Below are 15,147 nucleotides of genomic sequence, written 5' to 3'. Positions count from 1 at the left end.
CCTTATCCTATGGAATAAGGGCCGTATAGTTTTTTATAGAGGGAGTTCACGAACCTCTCCCATGCTGCAAAAGCATGGATTGTTTTGAAATTGTCTATTATTATGGGTTGTAAACAACCGGAGTTGTAACCATATAGGGACCATTATAACACGATGCGCTCATTTGATAAATACACCGCCGAATGGGATCACTTCCCTTAAAAACCGTTTAATGATTCCCTCGTCATTCATTTCTCGCTCTAGCTGCTGATTTTGTCTACCTGCCTGGAAAAGGACAAAGCCTTCGCCAGTTAGTTTCCAGTGGTAGTTCATATGCTGGCTTGCCAGATTGTTACCATATACGGTCAACTCTAGCTTGGCATTCTCCGGATAGGCGATAATACTTCCAGCATCCACATATAAAGGTTCTGTTGGATGAAGTTTAGCTTCACAGACTGGGCCTTGAGTCAGAATACCGATACTTCCATTACCACTAAATTTGATCTTGACCGCATCTCGGGTGATAAGCATATTTTTGATCTTTAGAATACGGGTCTGCATACTAACACCACGGGTATAAAAAAATACATGCCTGAAATCATACAACATATCCTGATTGTCCGTTAGCTTAATCTCTCTCATGCTAAAACCATGAGGGAGAGCTGCGGTAAACTGGCTTGGGCCGCTAATGTCTGCTCGAATAAGTTTGTTTTTGCGGAAAATGCCCTTTACATTCATGAACCGATCGTTACGATTCTGAGACGGTCCTCGATAAGCTACAATTTGTTCGGGATGCAATATATGAGCAGTATCTCCTTCTTGAAGTGAGAAAGTGACAGCTTGACCGCTGCCGCTCGCCGAAATATCCTCCAATCGAATGATCAATTAAGTTTCCTCCTTATGACAAGTGTGACAATAAGCATCAGAGTCGATTGGTGCGGCTCATTCCATAGCGGAGAGCCCGTGTTAATACGAAGTATCCAGCTAGAAGTGCTATCCCAGTAATTACGATGGTCTTTATACGCTCTGCTCTACGCTCTCTTGCCGCCTCAGCTGCCTGGAGCTGTTCGACCATTTTTGTAAGCTGTTGATTTTGTTCTGCTAGATCAGCATTTTGTTTTTGATACATTTCTGTACTAAGCCGGGCCCGATCGAGTTCTTGCAGTGTTTGTTGGTAACTGTTCTTAATTTCGTTTATTTCGCTCGGTAATTCTGTGAATTCTTTAATATTGTTATACATATCGGTGAAATAACCTGCATGAGCGGTGCGCCCACTATTATAGAGGAGGGTTGTACTTGTTAAGAGAATTAGTATAAGAAAAGTTATTCTTATATATCGAAGCTTGTCCAAAGCGTCACCGCCTTCATATTAATCTATCGCCTTGAAAATAATATACGTGACAAGTTTCGTCAAGTTTCTAAATCATATCTTTGGGCGTTTAATAATAGGCTGGGCAGGGTAATGTATATAAGGAAGCAGGCTGCATACACAATTTATTAACCCAAAACACTTACGATTCAAGCGAAATATACGAATAATGAACCGAAATATAAAGGAGAATATCAGAAATGGAACAGAATAATGTTAAGAAAATTATGATTACAGTAAACGGAAAGCCAGTAGGCAATGGACTTGTGATTGACAAAGTTACGTATGCACCGGTTGTAACGACTAGCGATACGTATTTGCATAATGAGAATCGATTAACTGGTAGTGGCATCAATTAACTTTAAATAAGAGAACGAGAAGTTAACTAATAAAAGCGTTCTTTTGCTAGAATGTGTTAGATATACACACTCTAGCAAATGAGCGTTTTTTGTTGTGTTTTCTTATGTAATTATGTTGTGAATGGCACAATATACAAAAGGGCAGATCCGTCAGTGAAGGCGGGGTCTGCCTTTTTTTTTGCATTATATACAGTTGTCCATAGATGGGGGACATTTTATCCAAGCTATGACTTTTTTTGTTGAATTTATGTTGGGAACGTATGTTCCATGACAGAAAGCTGTCCGTCCGTATTGGTACATTAATAAAAGAATAGGAAAGAGGTGGATGTTTTGCAGTCGGGCGTGTATACGGAGTTTACATGGAGCAGGAACCATGTAGCCGCAAGCGGCGCCAATCAGGTCTACTTGCTGGTGGAATGGCGAGGGTCGAAGGTTAAGCCGAGAAACCATATTGCTAATTCCAGACATATAGCCGAAGAAATTCAGCTTCATCTTCAGTTGGGGAGTGGAGTAGGATTGAAAGCTTTGTACGGTTGTAAGGTTGAGATGCTTAATGAGCTGAACTGCACGCTATGGATTGGATCCCTTCCAGAAGGAGAAGATAGACGAATTGTGTTAGAGTTCGAGTTCGCTTCCCGTCCTTCAGGCACTCATCCTATTGTTACAGCGCTATGTACATACAAGGATGGTATGAACAGACAAGTGATATTGCCCTCGCGCACGATTTCGCTTCAGTTTAGCAATCATACGGCAGTGCATCTTAAAAAAGTTGATCATCGAGTGGAAAAATGCATGAAGATACTCCAAAATCCAGCTGTGCTAGAAAGTGCTTTATTGGCATTTGAACGGGGCTACTATGAACGTGGAGAAGAGATTATTCGTCGTCGTGCGGACGAGATGCTATTACAGGCCATACGTTTGGGTGATACTGATTATTTAGTAGAAGCGGAGATACTATATGCTTTAAGCCATACGTTTATAAACACATATGAGGCTGCTGCCGCTGGATAAATGTGGGCATTTATTCCCATTTTTTGAAAGAGGACTTTTGGCTTATTTCTTCAGCGGTTCAATTAGCCTATAAACTGTGCTAAATAAATAGTCGGTAAAGAAGGAAAAAGGGTATTAGGGTCGAATGTACTAGTATAAAGTCTTGTTATATAAGTCTAATTTACTAGATAGATAGGGAGAAATGCATATGACAGACCGACTAATCCGACTAATGAGAATAATTACACTTGTTCAAGCGAGACCAGGCATACTAGCTAGGGAATTAGCTGAACGGTGTGGAACAAGTGAAAGAACCATATATCGAGATATGGATGCTTTAAGTGCTATGCACATACCGATTACCCATCAGGGACGGGGACGGGGATATACGTTTATTGGTCACTTTGCAATGTACCCGTTAGGATTAACAGAGGAAGAAGTTCAGGCTTTATACAAGCTGCTCCCTTTACTGGAGGAACTCAAGCCTATTCTACCAGAGAGTTTCGAGGGCGCATACGAAAAAGTGCTAGCAGCTGTATACAAGCAAAGCGCTGAAAAAGCGGAGATTCAGAGTGGTGACCGTGAAGGTTGCTCGGAAACGTAACATATAACAAGCAGTAAACAGCGATTCCTATGAGGGAATCGCTGTTTTCTTATCTGGAGGGATTTAATGAGATGGCCAGTTTCCCGTATTAAGCAAATACCGTGCAAAGGCCATTGGCTTTCGATAGGTTTCCTTCCAAGCATGATCCATCCCTGCCTCACGAAATCCATACCGCTGGTCACAGCCATTAGCTTCAATGAAGAACAGCTCACCTTTCAGAGTCACAGCAACATCGATGCCAAAATCTGCTGAATAAGGCATATGACGCGTGAGTGAAGTAGCCGTTTGCATTGCGAAGTTTGTTATTCGTTCGACTAGTCTTTCGGGCGGTATGCTGGGGAACGAGTGAGAGAATAATTTTTGAACGTTATAAACAGAGCCGCCTTGAGCAATATTCGAGACAAAGGTACGCGCTGGTGAAGTCCTGGCGAACATCCCACTGATCTCCCAGTTGCCGCATAATCCGCGTTGTACCGTAACGCGAATATCATAGGGGCGTCCGTCATATTCAGCGAGTGGAATTCGTTGCTGGGCAAGAAATGGTTTCGAACTAATTCTTTTTAAGAGGAGGGTTGGAAGTTTCCCTTTTGTTATGCGCGCTGTTCTCCATCCATTAGCAGAAGGTGAAGACTTTGAATACGTAAAATAATCGTGGGATTTTCCACGTCGCAGACGCATAATCCCCTGTCCAATGCTACCACTGCATGGTTTGAGTACAAGATCCCCATGCTGCCTGAGCATGGATTTAATAGTTGCAGATTTTGCAGGTAGGCTATGTGGTAGCGCAGGCTGCATCAGAGGATCCTTTAAAAGCATGAGATGAACGATATCCTTGCCGTACCGCGTGTTGGCATTGAAGACAAAAGTACCAGTTGATAGAAGAGAGCTAATAACTTGTTGAGCACTTGGATCGTGATGAATAGCCCTGTTATGGATAACACGCGGAATTGGCAATGTTGTAATAACATAGCCGGACGGAGTCCAGACATAACCGTCAACTGTATTCGTGTTCAGAGATATGTCTTGTATTCGAAAGAAGCAGGGAACTAGTCGGAACATTTTTGAAGCTTCTTCATAAAGCTGTAAAGACTCTGTGCCTGTATTGCTAGTAGGAATCCCGCGGTATTTGCTGTCATTGAGCAGGATGCCGACATATTCCGGTTGCATGGTCATCCCCCTTACTACAACAATGTATGTTATATCTCGCTTCTCATAGCGTATGCGAGAGAAAGGGGCCTTGGATGGACGGGTGTCACACAGGATTGGCCTATTATTATTTCAGTCATACGAGTCACCAATAGACCCTCTAACGGTATATGCTGAAGTATGATGTGAGAAGGATGTGGGTTTATGAGTTTGCGGAAGGTTGCGGTAGTGACACCGGGGTCTTTTGTTATTCCATCAGGAAGGAGTAGCTCCGTTGAAAGGGTCGTGGAGCAGACGCTTCCTTTAGTGCAGGAAAAGATGGATATTCGAATATATGGAGTGATGGGAAAAGGACTTCCATCTAGAGGGGCAATTGATGGAGTTCCAGTGTTTCGACTACCATCCGGAGTATCCTATTATCCTTCCTTGCTGCGTAGATTATCTCAGTGGAGACCCGATGTCGCTGAAGTTCACAACAGGCCAATCTTGGCACAGCGGCTCAAATTGCATCTTCCAGCTGTAAAGGTGGTCCTCAGTTTACACTCCAATACGTTTATTAGTTCTCCATATATGAGCAGACAACGCTTTGGTAAAATTGCTAACGCTTTGGATCGAATCGTAGTGAATAGTCACTTTCTTTCTGAAGATATTGTTCTGCACAATCCTGATTTGAAAGAAAAGATAACAGTCAATCATCTTGGTGTGAGTTTTAATCACTTTTCTCCTCCATTTAGCCCGATAGCTCAAGCTCTTAAAGAGGCAAAACTAACTCATTATGGGTGGAAAAAAAGACGCATTGTATTATTTGTCGGTCGTCTAATCCCAGACAAGGGAGTGCACCATTTGATCGAAGCTTTGCCTCAAATTATCGATAAACACCCTGATATACTGCTATTGATCATTGGTAGTGCGTCTTATGGGTCGGATCGAGAAACTTCTTACGTTCAAGAATTGAAAAAAGTAGCTAAACCATATGAATCCTGGATTACTTTTCTTCCCTTTGTTCCATATCCTAACATAGCAGATTGGTATTCTCTTGCTGACGTTGTGGTCGTACCTTCTTCAGCAAGAGAAGCTTTTGGATTGGTGAATGTAGAGGCCATGGCCTCAGGAGTTCCTGTCATTGCATCAAACGCAGGAGGAATTCCTGAGATTGTAAAGAATGGGGTTAACGGATTTTTGATACCTCAGAGTAATCTGGCATCTGAGTTGTCGGAGAGGATAAACGTACTGTTAGAGGATGAGAATCTGCGAACACATATCGGAATGTCAGCGCGTGAATCCGTACGACAGCATTTCAGGTGGGAGCATACAGCAGAGCGATGGGGATTATTAATGCAAAATATATAAGTGAGTGACAGTAGCGGCTCCTTCGGAATAGGATGGCATAACGAATGAAAGCAGAGGAGAGAGCCGCCTGTGAACAAAGCAAGAAGGATCACCCGGAGGAGAGGGAGAGGACCTTTCCGGCGGTATGTTGACTATCTTCAACCATTGGCTGTGAGAGGAACATCGGACAACGGGGAAGGTTCACATTGTGATGCGACCGGACATTTGGCGGATGACATTATTAGTGCTTCCCACCTAAAGCACCGAAGTGTGAGAAGTGAGGCTATCGAAGATTATACGGTCCACAGTATCCATCTGTCAGCAGAATCGGTTACCTCTTCCAAAATCGCTCCGGACTCGGTTGAGCTTGGTCATCTTTCATTTAATCCGGTACAAGGAATTTCGGGACTTCACTTACTTCAACAGTTCGGAAATGAACCCTTTTCTTTTTCAGAAGAGCAAAGCGAAATCTTTATAACCATATCACTTCAATCCTCCTATCAAGATGAGCATTATGTATTGATGACAACATGCAGTCATCCGGCATTTTACGCTTATGTTCTTACTCGGTCCCAGCAGGAAGCTGTGATTGGGATTCGGCGTACAGAGGGAGCAGGCGTATCGGAAGGTTGTCTATCTTGGATTTCTTTTGGTGGCACAGCTAAGTAAGTTGATATTCTGATGTAATTGGCAAGTTCAGATGAAAGGCAGTTTATGATCATGAGAAGAGGGAGACTTTACTCAAGAATCGCTACTGCTCATCCGGTTAAGGGGGCAGAAAGGGGCTATTCCTCTGGTTATAAGGCGGGTTACGCTTTAGGTTTTGAACTGGGGAAGGCACAGCGTAACCGAATATTTGATGGAACGAGTATCATTCTACCTGTCGATTCGACAAGAGAGGATACTATACGTACCATAGAACGAATTGAAGCCTTGACTAAACACCCTTACGAATTAATGGTAGCGAGCGCTGAATGTTCAGAATCGACAAAGAAATATCTAGAAGAGAGATCCGGCTGTATTAGGCACATCATGGCTAAACAAGATGAAGGAATCACTCGAGTGCTAGGCACAGCGATTCAAGTATCAGCGGGTAAGAGGATCATGTTATGGTTAGGTGATATACCTTCTTACGATAGCTGGATTGATGAACTGATTGTGGAACTTGATCGGGATGATTCGGTAGAAATCGTAGGTGTTAATCAAGGTATGGATCATCATACTTTGGCCAAGTGGAATATTTGTTGTTTAATGTTTCGAAGAGAGCTTTTATCCAGAATAGAACTCTGGAATAATGAATTATCTACCCTTCAAGAATGCCTTGGTGAATGGATCAGACAAATCCCTGTGGAAAACGTAAATATGGTTGAAGGCAAAGGGGGCGTTTGAATGAAGCAGAGGCGTTACTTGATGAAATCTGGACAGCGAAAACTTAAAGGTTCTTCAGGTCGTTACCGCAATCGTTTGGGAACCTTGCATAACAAGACGATGGCTCGGGAGAGTTCTCCAGAATTGAACCTACCTTATGATTTAACTTACAACGATGCGTTCAAGGTCGGTTTTGCACGAGGATACGAAGATGGTTATATATTTTAATTAGAAACCCGCAATTATGCGGGTTTTTTTGTTTTTAAAGCGGATGAAAGATATAGCGACAACCTATTTGCAAATAAATGAGTCAAGTATACCCTTCAAAATCTACAAGACAGACATAGTATAAAGCAGACTTTAATAGAAAGAGGGAGGAATATTTTGTGAAAATACTGCTTACAACAATCTACGCGTATCCCCCAAGAGGAGGTCTCGGCACATATATTCAAGAGTTGAAAACAGGGCTCGAAAAACAAGGCCACACCGTAGATGTATTAGCTAGAAATAATGACACGTATTGTATAACAAGAGGAAATAAACAATATCCCTTAATCAAAAGATCAGGGGGGGCGGGCTTATTGCACTCTCTTCTTCCATCAGCATGGTTAGGAAACCGAGTCTACAAGTATATGGGATCGATCCAAGATGAAGCCTCAAAGTTTTTTGATGCGGTTAAGATGATAGATTTGAAGCAATATCAAGTTATTCACGCTCAAGACATCGTCTCTGCAAGTGTATTGAAGTATTACAAGCCAGTACTTACACCTCTCATTCTAACGATTCATGGTTGTGTAACAGCTGAATACTATTATTACGGATTTATTCAACCGAATTCTATAGGCTGGAAAGTGATATCTACTTTTGAATCCGGGGCGATTACTCGTACGGATGCTGTTATTCTACCCTCGCAGTGGCTCCTTGATGTGTACAAGAAATGTAACATCCCTACGAATAATATGAGTGTAATCAAGAACGGTATCGATACTGAAGCATTTCAACGTAAGATGGTGAGTACGAAGACGGGACTAAAGAGTCCTCCAGGGAAAAAAGTGATCATCTGTACTGGACGATTAGAGAAAGTAAAAGGGCAGCATGTATTGATTAATGCACTTGCTAAGTTAAAGGCGAGACGAAGTGACTGGGTGTGCTGGATGGTAGGTCGAGGAAAGAATGAGAGAGCGCTGAAGAAACAGGTAAGCAGATTAGGCTTGAATAACCATGTCAAATTTCTAGGGATGAGAAGAGATGTTCCGGCGTTATTAAAACAATCAGATATTTTCGTTATACCAAGTCTTCAAGATAATTATCCTTACTCATTGGTAGAAGCATATGTTGCAGGAAAAGCGATAATTGCTTCTCAGGTGGGTGGAATGACAGAAATGGTGCAGCATTCAAGAAACGGACTGCTTGTTCCACCGGATGATAGTCATGCACTATATATGGAAATGAGAGGTTTGCTAGAGAATCCAGGGAAGATAAAGGCGCTAAGTCAGGAAGCAAAATCATGGGGAATGGCAACATTCGCGCTTGAGAAGATGACGAATGAAGTCCTTCATATTTATAATAACGCGCTGGCATCTAAAGGAGTTGTTAGGAGGTAGGGGATATGTTAGAGAAGGGACTCACCGTTATTAAGCTGGATAAGGCAAATATGCAGCTTTATTTGTCGGATTTGGTTGAGTTAGAGCAGCTTGTTTTTTTGAAGAGAGGGCACTTATATTCGACAGAGGAATGGGGAGAAAGTCATTTCCTTGCAGATTTACCTGGCAAGTTTGATCTAAGCTATGGAATTGTAAAAGGGAATAAACTTGTAGCCTTCTTAATTGTTTCTGAGCCATTCCCAGGTGTATGTCATGTTCATAGAGTTGCTGTACATCCCAAGCATCCTGGGAATAATATCGGTAGAAAGCTTATGCTGCAAGTGTATGAAAGCTGGAAGAAGATGCCGGAGTACAGGACGATTACAGCTATTATGCGTACAGATCATAAAATATCACTGCCTTTCGCTAAACTGTTGGGTGCCAAGGTTGCAGATAAAGCATATATGACCCGGCAGTTTCAAGCATTGGGAAGAACAGATGTTCAAATATTCGATAACTACTTCATGGACACTTATGGCATAAGCTACGCATTGATTCATATTGACAAATAACCGAGGAGAGGAAGAGATGGATAAGAAAATATGCGTTTATCAACCGAATGTGTTCCCCCCTCTACATTATTTTAACCGAATTATGAACAGTGATGTTTGGGTTGTCCTTGACGATGTCCAGTTAAATAAGAAGGTCGGTCAGACTCGTATTCCTCTAAAAATAAACGGCATTGAACATCACTTCATTATACCTGTACTCGGTGGTAATCGCGTGAAAATTAATGCAGCATCCATTGCGTATCATTTAGATTGGGTGTCGAAATTTCAGACGATGCTTCACTATGCTTATGGCAAAAGCCCTTATTTTGAAACACTCTGGTCAACGGCTGCTGAGTATGCAACATATCATCAACAGCTGAACTCCAGTTTCATGCACTTTTGTGAACAATTCACCACACAAATGCTTCGGACGTTTGGTTGGCACGGAGAGATCATTAGCTCAAACGGGCTCGCGTCGGATAAGAAATCGTCTGAGCGGATGGCCGAGATTGTTGCCCTATTGCATGGTACTCATTATGTGGGTGGGGGAAAAGGATTTGAGCAATACGTGGACATGGAGCATTTCCGTAATCGCAATCTGGGCGTCATTATTCAAAACTGGAAGTGTCCTGAATACGCGCAGAGCAAAGGAGAGTTTGCTTCCAACTTGTCCATCTTGGATCTGATCGCTAATGTAAGCTTAGATGAGGCCAGAGAGGTATTGGTTGCAGGTGGACGCAATGGATGGAAAGAATACCGTTAAATCGTATTCAAAAACACGAGCCTAGGCTCGTGTTTTTGAATTGTGTTCGGAACGAACGAGTACCTAAATATTTTCAAAGTCCAAGAAGAAAATTTAAGAGTTTCATATAAATATAAAAGGTTGTAAAAGCAGAGGTTCACAATGATTAGGAGGAGAAGAGGGGTGAGAATATGCTCGAATTAGGAGGAGAGAGAATTCTCATATTTGTTCCACATGCGGATGATGAGGTTCTGGGATGTGGTGGATTGATTGAAAAAGCTTGTAGGTATAACAATCAAGTTAAAGTTGTCTTAGCTTCCGTAGGTAATTCATTTTTCTGGCACAGAGATCAGCCGGTAGAGGTAAATACACGTAAAAAGGAATTTTTTGATGCGCTTAAATATTTGGGTTGCTCCGACCAAGATATTATGTATGAAGATAAGGAGAGTATTCTGGATACCATTCCGAAAAAAGAAATTGTAACTAAAATTGATAGATACCTGATGGAATTTAAACCAACAATGGTATTCATACCATACCCAAGCTTTAATCATGATCACCAGGTATTATATGAGGCATGTATCGCAGGTTTACGACCGGTTCCGGACCGGAATTATAAGCTCATTGCGATGTATGAATATCCGCTTATTGTCTGGCAGCATCCCAAGCTTACCGATGTGGGTGAGCTGTATCTAGATATTAGTGATACGATTGACAAAAAAATAAACGCTTTACGCAAACATAAATCACAAATGCGAGAGCCTAGACACTTAATTTCTCCAAAGTCAGTCAAGGAATGGGCAGCTAAAAGAGGTATGGAGATTGGGTTTGATTATGCGGAGAAATATTATTTGCTGAGATCAACCCTGATATGAAATGAGATGACCCTGAATTTTTGCTTCATTAATGATTCGGAGAGTAAGAGAACGATGCCAAAACCTCTCAGCATACACGCTTCATCCAGTGGTCATCCTATACGGTGTCAGTACACCACCTATTATAGAGATGGAGGATGAATCATGATCAAATCGAAAGCCCTCAGTTTAACTCTGTCGGCAGCAATGATCGTAAGTGTGGCAGGGCTAGCGGGTTGTGGTTACAACAAAGATAGTAACACAACGCGTACGCACAACGTCAGCATGAAGAACAACGGCCGCATTGGTGGAAACATGCTGAATAACTACAGCACCCATAACGGCACACAACATGATTTGACGAACCTGAAATACAGCAAAACGCTGTCCGAAAAAATCTCGAAAATTAAGGGAGTACGTGACGCACATGTATTTGTGACCAAAAACAACGCGTATGTGTCATTGGCGCTGGATGGTCAGTCCAAAAACCATGGAACTCATCCGAATGCTACAGGGAATATGAGAAGCATGAATACAGATGGCATGGACGGTAATATGCTTGGCATGAACGGCACGGTGCGTCGTCATGATGGTGTTTATGGTAACTCAGCTACGGGTAGTGCTGGCCTGCTACGTGGGATGAGTAATCCGCGAGGAACCCTAGACAACAACACAGGATTAGGAACAAGCGCTGGTATGGGCGTTCGCGGTTACAGCAATGGTGGCTTTAATGGTTCAGGCTACAACACAGGCGATACAACCACTGGAACTGGACTGATGGGTATGAACGGTGTGCGTTCCCTGAAGAACCGTACAGATGGCAGATATGGAATGATGAGCAACACAACAGGAACAGGAAATACGTCGTATGAGAATAGCGTACCGAAGCACATTCGTGACGAGATTAGTATGAAGGTTCAAAAGACCGTTCCTACAGTCAAAGAGGTGTACTGTTCCAGTGACGAAGGCTTTTATCAACATGCTATGAGATACCGTGGTACGACGAACATCAACGGTGCAACTCACAAAGCTGGAAACGTTGTGACCAATACGGTGGGAACGCTGGCTCATGATATGGGCGTATGGATTAATCGAATCTTCCCATTGCATGCAGGACGAGATGGGATGAAAATGCATAATAATACGACCAATAAAGATGGACTTTTTGATATGAATCGCTATAACAATCGTTAATATTCCCATTTCTTCATAAAATAAAGCTCTTGCCTATAGGCAAGAGCTTTATTTATTCGTGATTTAGTATTTACGATGACCCTGTACCCATACACCATTGATCTCAAGATCGCTATTGAGCAGCAGAACATCTGCCTGATATCCGTCTTTTAAAGATCCGGTACGGTGATCGATACCGAGTTTTTTTGCTGGGTTACGGCTCGCGAGCTGTGACGCTCTTTCGATATCCAATCCGATTTCTTTAATGAGGAATTGGAAGCCCTTAATCATAGTTAGTGTACTGCCTGCAAGGCTGTCACGATTGCTCTTCAGTGTAGCAATTCCATTCTCAACGACAACAGGCAGGTCACCTAATGTATACTCTCCATCCGCCATTCCTGTTGCGGACATTGCATCCGTGATGAGGATCAGGTTATAGTCTTGCTTCATTCGAGCCAGAATACGTACTCCAGCAGGATGAACGTGAATACCATCAGCAATGATTTCGGCGCTTAGGCGGTCATCACTCAGCATAGCTCCAACAGTGCCTGGTTTCCGGTGATGAAGACCGGTCATTGCATTGAATGTATGAACGCCATGGCTCAAACCTGCTTCAACGGCATTTAGAACTTCATCATAAGTAGCATCTGTATGTCCAAGAGCAGCTACAATATTATGGTCCTTAAGCCAAGCGATTGCTTCTAGGGCTCCGTCACGTTCTGGAGCAAGTGTCACTTGCTTTACAAGTCCAGGGTATGCCTTTTCCCACTCTTCTAGCCAGTCAATATTGGCATGGACGATATGCTCTGGATTTTGAGCTCCAGGCCATTTTGGGCTAATAAACGGACCTTCGAGATGAACGCCTTCAAGTCGAGTGTATGGCATTTCGTGTTGCTTATATTCGTTTACTTCTTTGAGAACCGCATCTATGGCTGCCTTTGGTGCAGTCATCGTTGTAGCTAGCATGGATGTGGTGCCCTGGGAGCAATGGTAAGAAGTGATGGTATCCAGTACTTCCTTGTTGGAATCCATGAAGTCTTCACCATTACCACCATGAACATGGATATCAATAAATCCAGGGATTATATATCCTTCTGTTTCACGAATCGATTGAGCATTCAATACATCAAGATCTGCAGGAAGTGCAGTAGCTTCACCAGCATAAACGATATGCTCACCTTGCATAGCTAGAACGCCGTTCTCTTGAAGTCCTTCGGGAGTCAGTACTTTACCGTATAGCAGGGTCAGTTGTTCTCTTGATTTGCTCATTTGAAATATCTCCCTGCGCCTTGGTCTAGAAGTACAATGACGTTCGGATGACATTGCAGCAAGGATGCCGGACAATCTGTAGATATTGGACCTGTCAAAGCACGTTTTGCAATTTCTGCTTTGTCTTCACCGCGGATCAACATCATGATCTGACGAGCTTTCATGATTGAGCCTACACCCATCGTAATGGCGTGTGTTGGAACATCATCGATAGATGGGAAGAATCGTGCGTTGGCCTCACGAGTCTTCGCTTGCAGTGTTGTAATATGCGTGCCACTCGTTAAGCTCTCTGCCGGCTCATTGAAGGCAATATGACCGTTGTGACCGATACCTAGGAGTTGTATATCGATAGGACCATTCTGCTCCAGCATACGATCATATGAACGGCATTCCTCTTCAAGGTCTTCTGCATTCCCGTTCGGAATATGTGTCTGTTCTTTATTGATATCAATATGGTTGAACAACTTTTCATTCATAAATGTACGATAAGTTTCGGCATGATCCTTAGGAAGACCAACATATTCATCCAGATTATAAGTAGTTGCGTTCGCAAAGCTTACTAAACCTTGACGGTGCATTTCGATAAGCTTGTTATAGAGTCCAACGGGCGTACTTCCTGTAGCTAGACCTAGCTTCGCATAGGGATTAGCGTTCAACAAGCTCGTAATTTGATTGGCTGCGGTTTGTACGAAGCCTTCTTCATCTTTAAAAGTATAGATGTTCATTGTGATTATAAACCTCCTCGGCTTTTGCGGAAATTTTGTACATTATGATAAGACTGCTCCAGACGGGGAACATAAGTTGAGAAATCCCTGCTGGCCATTCCCATAAACAAAATATCAATGATATGGAGCTGAGCAATGCGTGAAGCCATATCTCCCCGCCGCATTCCTTCTTCTAGTGAAGAAGAGTACAGAGCGATGTCAGACAGTGATGCAAGGGCGCTGCTACGGTATGAAGTGATACTAATTGCAAACGCACCAGCATTCTTAGCACAGGACAGGGCATCGATCGTCTCTGGTGTTTCGCCTGAATACGAAATGGCGATTGCTACATCATGAGATGTAAGCGTGGAAGCTGATGTAATCTGCATGTGAGAATCGGCGAATGCAGTACAGTTCTTTCCGATTCGAACGAGCTTCTGGTAGAAGTCCTGAGCCACAATGGATGATGTTGCAACACCGTACAGATCAACACGTTTAGCTCGGCATAGTACATCGACTGCGCGTTCTAGCTGGCCTAGATCCAGTAACGAAGTGGTGTCTTGAATAGAAGTTAAATGATTAGCTTCAATCGCTTGTACGATATCTGCTAATGGCTTGCCCGCAACAATATCCTGGTACTTCGTATTGCCAGAGCGGGAGGTCATTTCAGCATGAGCCATTTCAGCCGCTAATTTGACCTTAAAATCAGGATACCCTTTACAATCAAAATGTTTGCAAAATCGAGTTACAGTTGCGGCACTCACATCGCATTTATCTGCGAGTTCTTTGATGCCCATATGAACGATCTCTGAAGGGCCGTCTAGAATAAACTCGGCTAGTCGCCGTTCCTGCCGGGGCAGGCGATCCTTCTCCACGGCGATAATATGCAGGATAGGTGCCATCACAGGCCTCCTTTGAATAGTGGAATCATGCAACTAATCTGGAAGAAGTTGTCGTGAAAATAATTTTGTTATTGTTCCACTAAATAAGAAAATTATTTTTATATCTTCATCATATTAGATGATATCGCAGGAATCAAGGATAAAAAGCACTTGTCTTATTTTTTGCCCAATTTATGGACTCTTCCGCACCTTCAACCCTTTCCCGACATACTATGAGTTGACTGT

Annotated in this window: 18 protein-coding genes and 1 riboswitch; of the genes, 12 read left to right on the top strand and 6 right to left on the bottom strand. The window is 42.8% G+C overall.

Features of this window, described 5'->3' with window-relative positions; genetic code table 11:
• Window positions 1–19: 19 nt before the first annotated feature.
• A riboswitch (PreQ1 riboswitch) is annotated at window positions 20–63 on the bottom strand.
• A gap of 96 nt (window positions 64–159) precedes the next feature.
• On the bottom strand, window positions 160–864 hold the full coding sequence (locus AC3WJJ_RS21690; protein WP_422660093.1) for an AIM24 family protein: 705 nt from the start codon (window positions 862–864) through the stop codon (window positions 160–162).
• A 37-nt stretch (window positions 865–901) separates the two neighbouring features.
• On the bottom strand, window positions 902–1,219 hold the full coding sequence (locus AC3WJJ_RS21685) for a hypothetical protein (RefSeq protein ID WP_492543707.1): 318 nt from the start codon (window positions 1,217–1,219) through the stop codon (window positions 902–904).
• A 329-nt stretch (window positions 1,220–1,548) separates the two neighbouring features.
• Here AC3WJJ_RS21685 and AC3WJJ_RS21680 point away from each other — a divergent pair, with 329 nt between their 5' ends.
• The 3 genes from AC3WJJ_RS21680 (at window position 1,549) to AC3WJJ_RS21670 (ending at window position 3,301) form a co-directional block, all read left to right on the top strand.
• A complete protein-coding gene (locus tag AC3WJJ_RS21680) occupies window positions 1,549–1,707 on the top strand; it encodes a hypothetical protein (protein ID WP_492543706.1) in 159 nt (52 codons plus the stop codon).
• Between the two features lie 321 nt (window positions 1,708–2,028).
• Window positions 2,029–2,718, top strand: coding sequence for a hypothetical protein (locus AC3WJJ_RS21675; protein WP_492543705.1), 690 nt, complete (start codon window positions 2,029–2,031; stop codon window positions 2,716–2,718).
• Window positions 2,719–2,905: 187 nt separating this feature from the next.
• On the top strand, window positions 2,906–3,301 hold the full coding sequence (locus AC3WJJ_RS21670) for a helix-turn-helix transcriptional regulator (protein WP_422660097.1): 396 nt from the start codon (window positions 2,906–2,908) through the stop codon (window positions 3,299–3,301).
• A 63-nt stretch (window positions 3,302–3,364) separates the two neighbouring features.
• Here the strand turns inward: AC3WJJ_RS21670 and AC3WJJ_RS21665 are convergent, their stop codons facing one another.
• On the bottom strand, window positions 3,365–4,468 hold the full coding sequence (locus AC3WJJ_RS21665; RefSeq protein ID WP_492543704.1) for a YheC/YheD family endospore coat-associated protein: 1,104 nt from the start codon (window positions 4,466–4,468) through the stop codon (window positions 3,365–3,367).
• A 183-nt stretch (window positions 4,469–4,651) separates the two neighbouring features.
• Here AC3WJJ_RS21665 and AC3WJJ_RS21660 point away from each other — a divergent pair, with 183 nt between their 5' ends.
• The 9 genes from AC3WJJ_RS21660 to AC3WJJ_RS21620 all read left to right on the top strand — a co-directional run bounded on the left by AC3WJJ_RS21660 (window position 4,652) and on the right by AC3WJJ_RS21620 (window position 12,068).
• Window positions 4,652–5,797, top strand: coding sequence for a glycosyltransferase family 4 protein (locus AC3WJJ_RS21660; RefSeq protein ID WP_492543703.1), 1,146 nt, complete (start codon window positions 4,652–4,654; stop codon window positions 5,795–5,797).
• A gap of 69 nt (window positions 5,798–5,866) precedes the next feature.
• Complete coding sequence (locus AC3WJJ_RS21655) at window positions 5,867–6,445, top strand: WIAG-tail domain (protein ID WP_492543702.1); 579 nt, start codon at window positions 5,867–5,869, stop codon at window positions 6,443–6,445.
• A 51-nt stretch (window positions 6,446–6,496) separates the two neighbouring features.
• Window positions 6,497–7,165 carry a glycosyltransferase family A protein gene (locus AC3WJJ_RS21650; protein WP_492543701.1) on the top strand — a complete coding sequence of 223 codons (669 nt, stop codon included), beginning with the start codon at window positions 6,497–6,499 and terminating at the stop codon, window positions 7,163–7,165.
• The gene (locus AC3WJJ_RS21645) at window positions 7,166–7,372 is read left to right on the top strand and encodes a hypothetical protein (protein ID WP_492543700.1); all 207 of its coding nucleotides are present in this window, start codon (window positions 7,166–7,168) and stop codon (window positions 7,370–7,372) included.
• 158 nt (window positions 7,373–7,530) lie between these two features.
• Window positions 7,531–8,748 (top strand): glycosyltransferase family 4 protein, encoded by a 1,218-nt coding sequence (locus AC3WJJ_RS21640; RefSeq protein ID WP_492543699.1) that lies wholly within the window; start codon window positions 7,531–7,533, stop codon window positions 8,746–8,748.
• Window positions 8,749–8,753: 5 nt separating this feature from the next.
• The gene (locus tag AC3WJJ_RS21635; protein ID WP_492543698.1) at window positions 8,754–9,299 is read left to right on the top strand and encodes a GNAT family N-acetyltransferase; all 546 of its coding nucleotides are present in this window, start codon (window positions 8,754–8,756) and stop codon (window positions 9,297–9,299) included.
• Window positions 9,300–9,315: 16 nt separating this feature from the next.
• Complete coding sequence (locus AC3WJJ_RS21630; RefSeq protein ID WP_492543697.1) at window positions 9,316–10,041, top strand: WbqC family protein; 726 nt, start codon at window positions 9,316–9,318, stop codon at window positions 10,039–10,041.
• Window positions 10,042–10,211: 170 nt separating this feature from the next.
• Window positions 10,212–10,895, top strand: a complete 684-nt coding sequence (locus tag AC3WJJ_RS21625) for a PIG-L deacetylase family protein (protein WP_492543696.1) — start codon at window positions 10,212–10,214, stop codon at window positions 10,893–10,895.
• A 144-nt stretch (window positions 10,896–11,039) separates the two neighbouring features.
• Window positions 11,040–12,068 carry a YhcN/YlaJ family sporulation lipoprotein gene (locus AC3WJJ_RS21620; RefSeq protein WP_492543695.1) on the top strand — a complete coding sequence of 343 codons (1,029 nt, stop codon included), beginning with the start codon at window positions 11,040–11,042 and terminating at the stop codon, window positions 12,066–12,068.
• 63 nt (window positions 12,069–12,131) lie between these two features.
• Here AC3WJJ_RS21620 and nagA read toward each other — a convergent pair whose 3' ends face one another.
• Genes nagA through AC3WJJ_RS21605 form a run of 3 tightly spaced genes read right to left on the bottom strand, consistent with a single transcriptional unit; the run spans window position 12,132 to window position 14,922 of the window.
• Window positions 12,132–13,316 (bottom strand): N-acetylglucosamine-6-phosphate deacetylase, encoded by a 1,185-nt coding sequence (gene nagA / locus AC3WJJ_RS21615; RefSeq protein ID WP_492543694.1) that lies wholly within the window; start codon window positions 13,314–13,316, stop codon window positions 12,132–12,134.
• Window positions 13,313–14,041 (bottom strand): glucosamine-6-phosphate deaminase, encoded by a 729-nt coding sequence (nagB, locus tag AC3WJJ_RS21610; RefSeq protein ID WP_492543693.1) that lies wholly within the window; start codon window positions 14,039–14,041, stop codon window positions 13,313–13,315. The genes nagA and nagB overlap by 4 nt, the downstream gene beginning before the upstream one ends.
• A 5-nt stretch (window positions 14,042–14,046) precedes the next feature.
• Window positions 14,047–14,922, bottom strand: coding sequence for a MurR/RpiR family transcriptional regulator (locus AC3WJJ_RS21605; protein WP_492543692.1), 876 nt, complete (start codon window positions 14,920–14,922; stop codon window positions 14,047–14,049).
• Window positions 14,923–15,147 lie beyond the last annotated feature (225 nt).

This window comes from Paenibacillus sp. FW507-14B1B, assembly GCF_058781425.1.
This window is presented reverse-complemented; position numbering and strand designations above follow the sequence as displayed.

Bases quoted from the DNA above. Each gene is read 5' to 3' on its own strand.
- nagB (WP_492543693.1), bottom strand. From the start codon at position 14,041: ATGAACATCTATACTTTTAAAGATGAAGAAGGCTTCGTACAAACCGCA.
- AC3WJJ_RS21620 (WP_492543695.1), top strand. From the start codon at position 11,040: ATGATCAAATCGAAAGCCCTCAGTTTAACTCTGTCGGCAGCAATGATC.
- AC3WJJ_RS21635 (WP_492543698.1), top strand. From the start codon at position 8,754: ATGTTAGAGAAGGGACTCACCGTTATTAAGCTGGATAAGGCAAATATG.
- AC3WJJ_RS21670 (WP_422660097.1), top strand. From the start codon at position 2,906: ATGACAGACCGACTAATCCGACTAATGAGAATAATTACACTTGTTCAA.
- AC3WJJ_RS21630 (WP_492543697.1), top strand. From the start codon at position 9,316: ATGGATAAGAAAATATGCGTTTATCAACCGAATGTGTTCCCCCCTCTA.
- AC3WJJ_RS21665 (WP_492543704.1), bottom strand. From the start codon at position 4,468: ATGCAACCGGAATATGTCGGCATCCTGCTCAATGACAGCAAATACCGC.
- AC3WJJ_RS21605 (WP_492543692.1), bottom strand. From the start codon at position 14,922: ATGGCACCTATCCTGCATATTATCGCCGTGGAGAAGGATCGCCTGCCC.
- AC3WJJ_RS21680 (WP_492543706.1), top strand. From the start codon at position 1,549: ATGGAACAGAATAATGTTAAGAAAATTATGATTACAGTAAACGGAAAG.
- AC3WJJ_RS21660 (WP_492543703.1), top strand. From the start codon at position 4,652: ATGAGTTTGCGGAAGGTTGCGGTAGTGACACCGGGGTCTTTTGTTATT.
- AC3WJJ_RS21625 (WP_492543696.1), top strand. From the start codon at position 10,212: ATGCTCGAATTAGGAGGAGAGAGAATTCTCATATTTGTTCCACATGCG.
- AC3WJJ_RS21645 (WP_492543700.1), top strand. From the start codon at position 7,166: ATGAAGCAGAGGCGTTACTTGATGAAATCTGGACAGCGAAAACTTAAA.
- AC3WJJ_RS21650 (WP_492543701.1), top strand. From the start codon at position 6,497: ATGAGAAGAGGGAGACTTTACTCAAGAATCGCTACTGCTCATCCGGTT.
- nagA (WP_492543694.1), bottom strand. From the start codon at position 13,316: ATGAGCAAATCAAGAGAACAACTGACCCTGCTATACGGTAAAGTACTG.
- AC3WJJ_RS21685 (WP_492543707.1), bottom strand. From the start codon at position 1,219: ATGTATAACAATATTAAAGAATTCACAGAATTACCGAGCGAAATAAAC.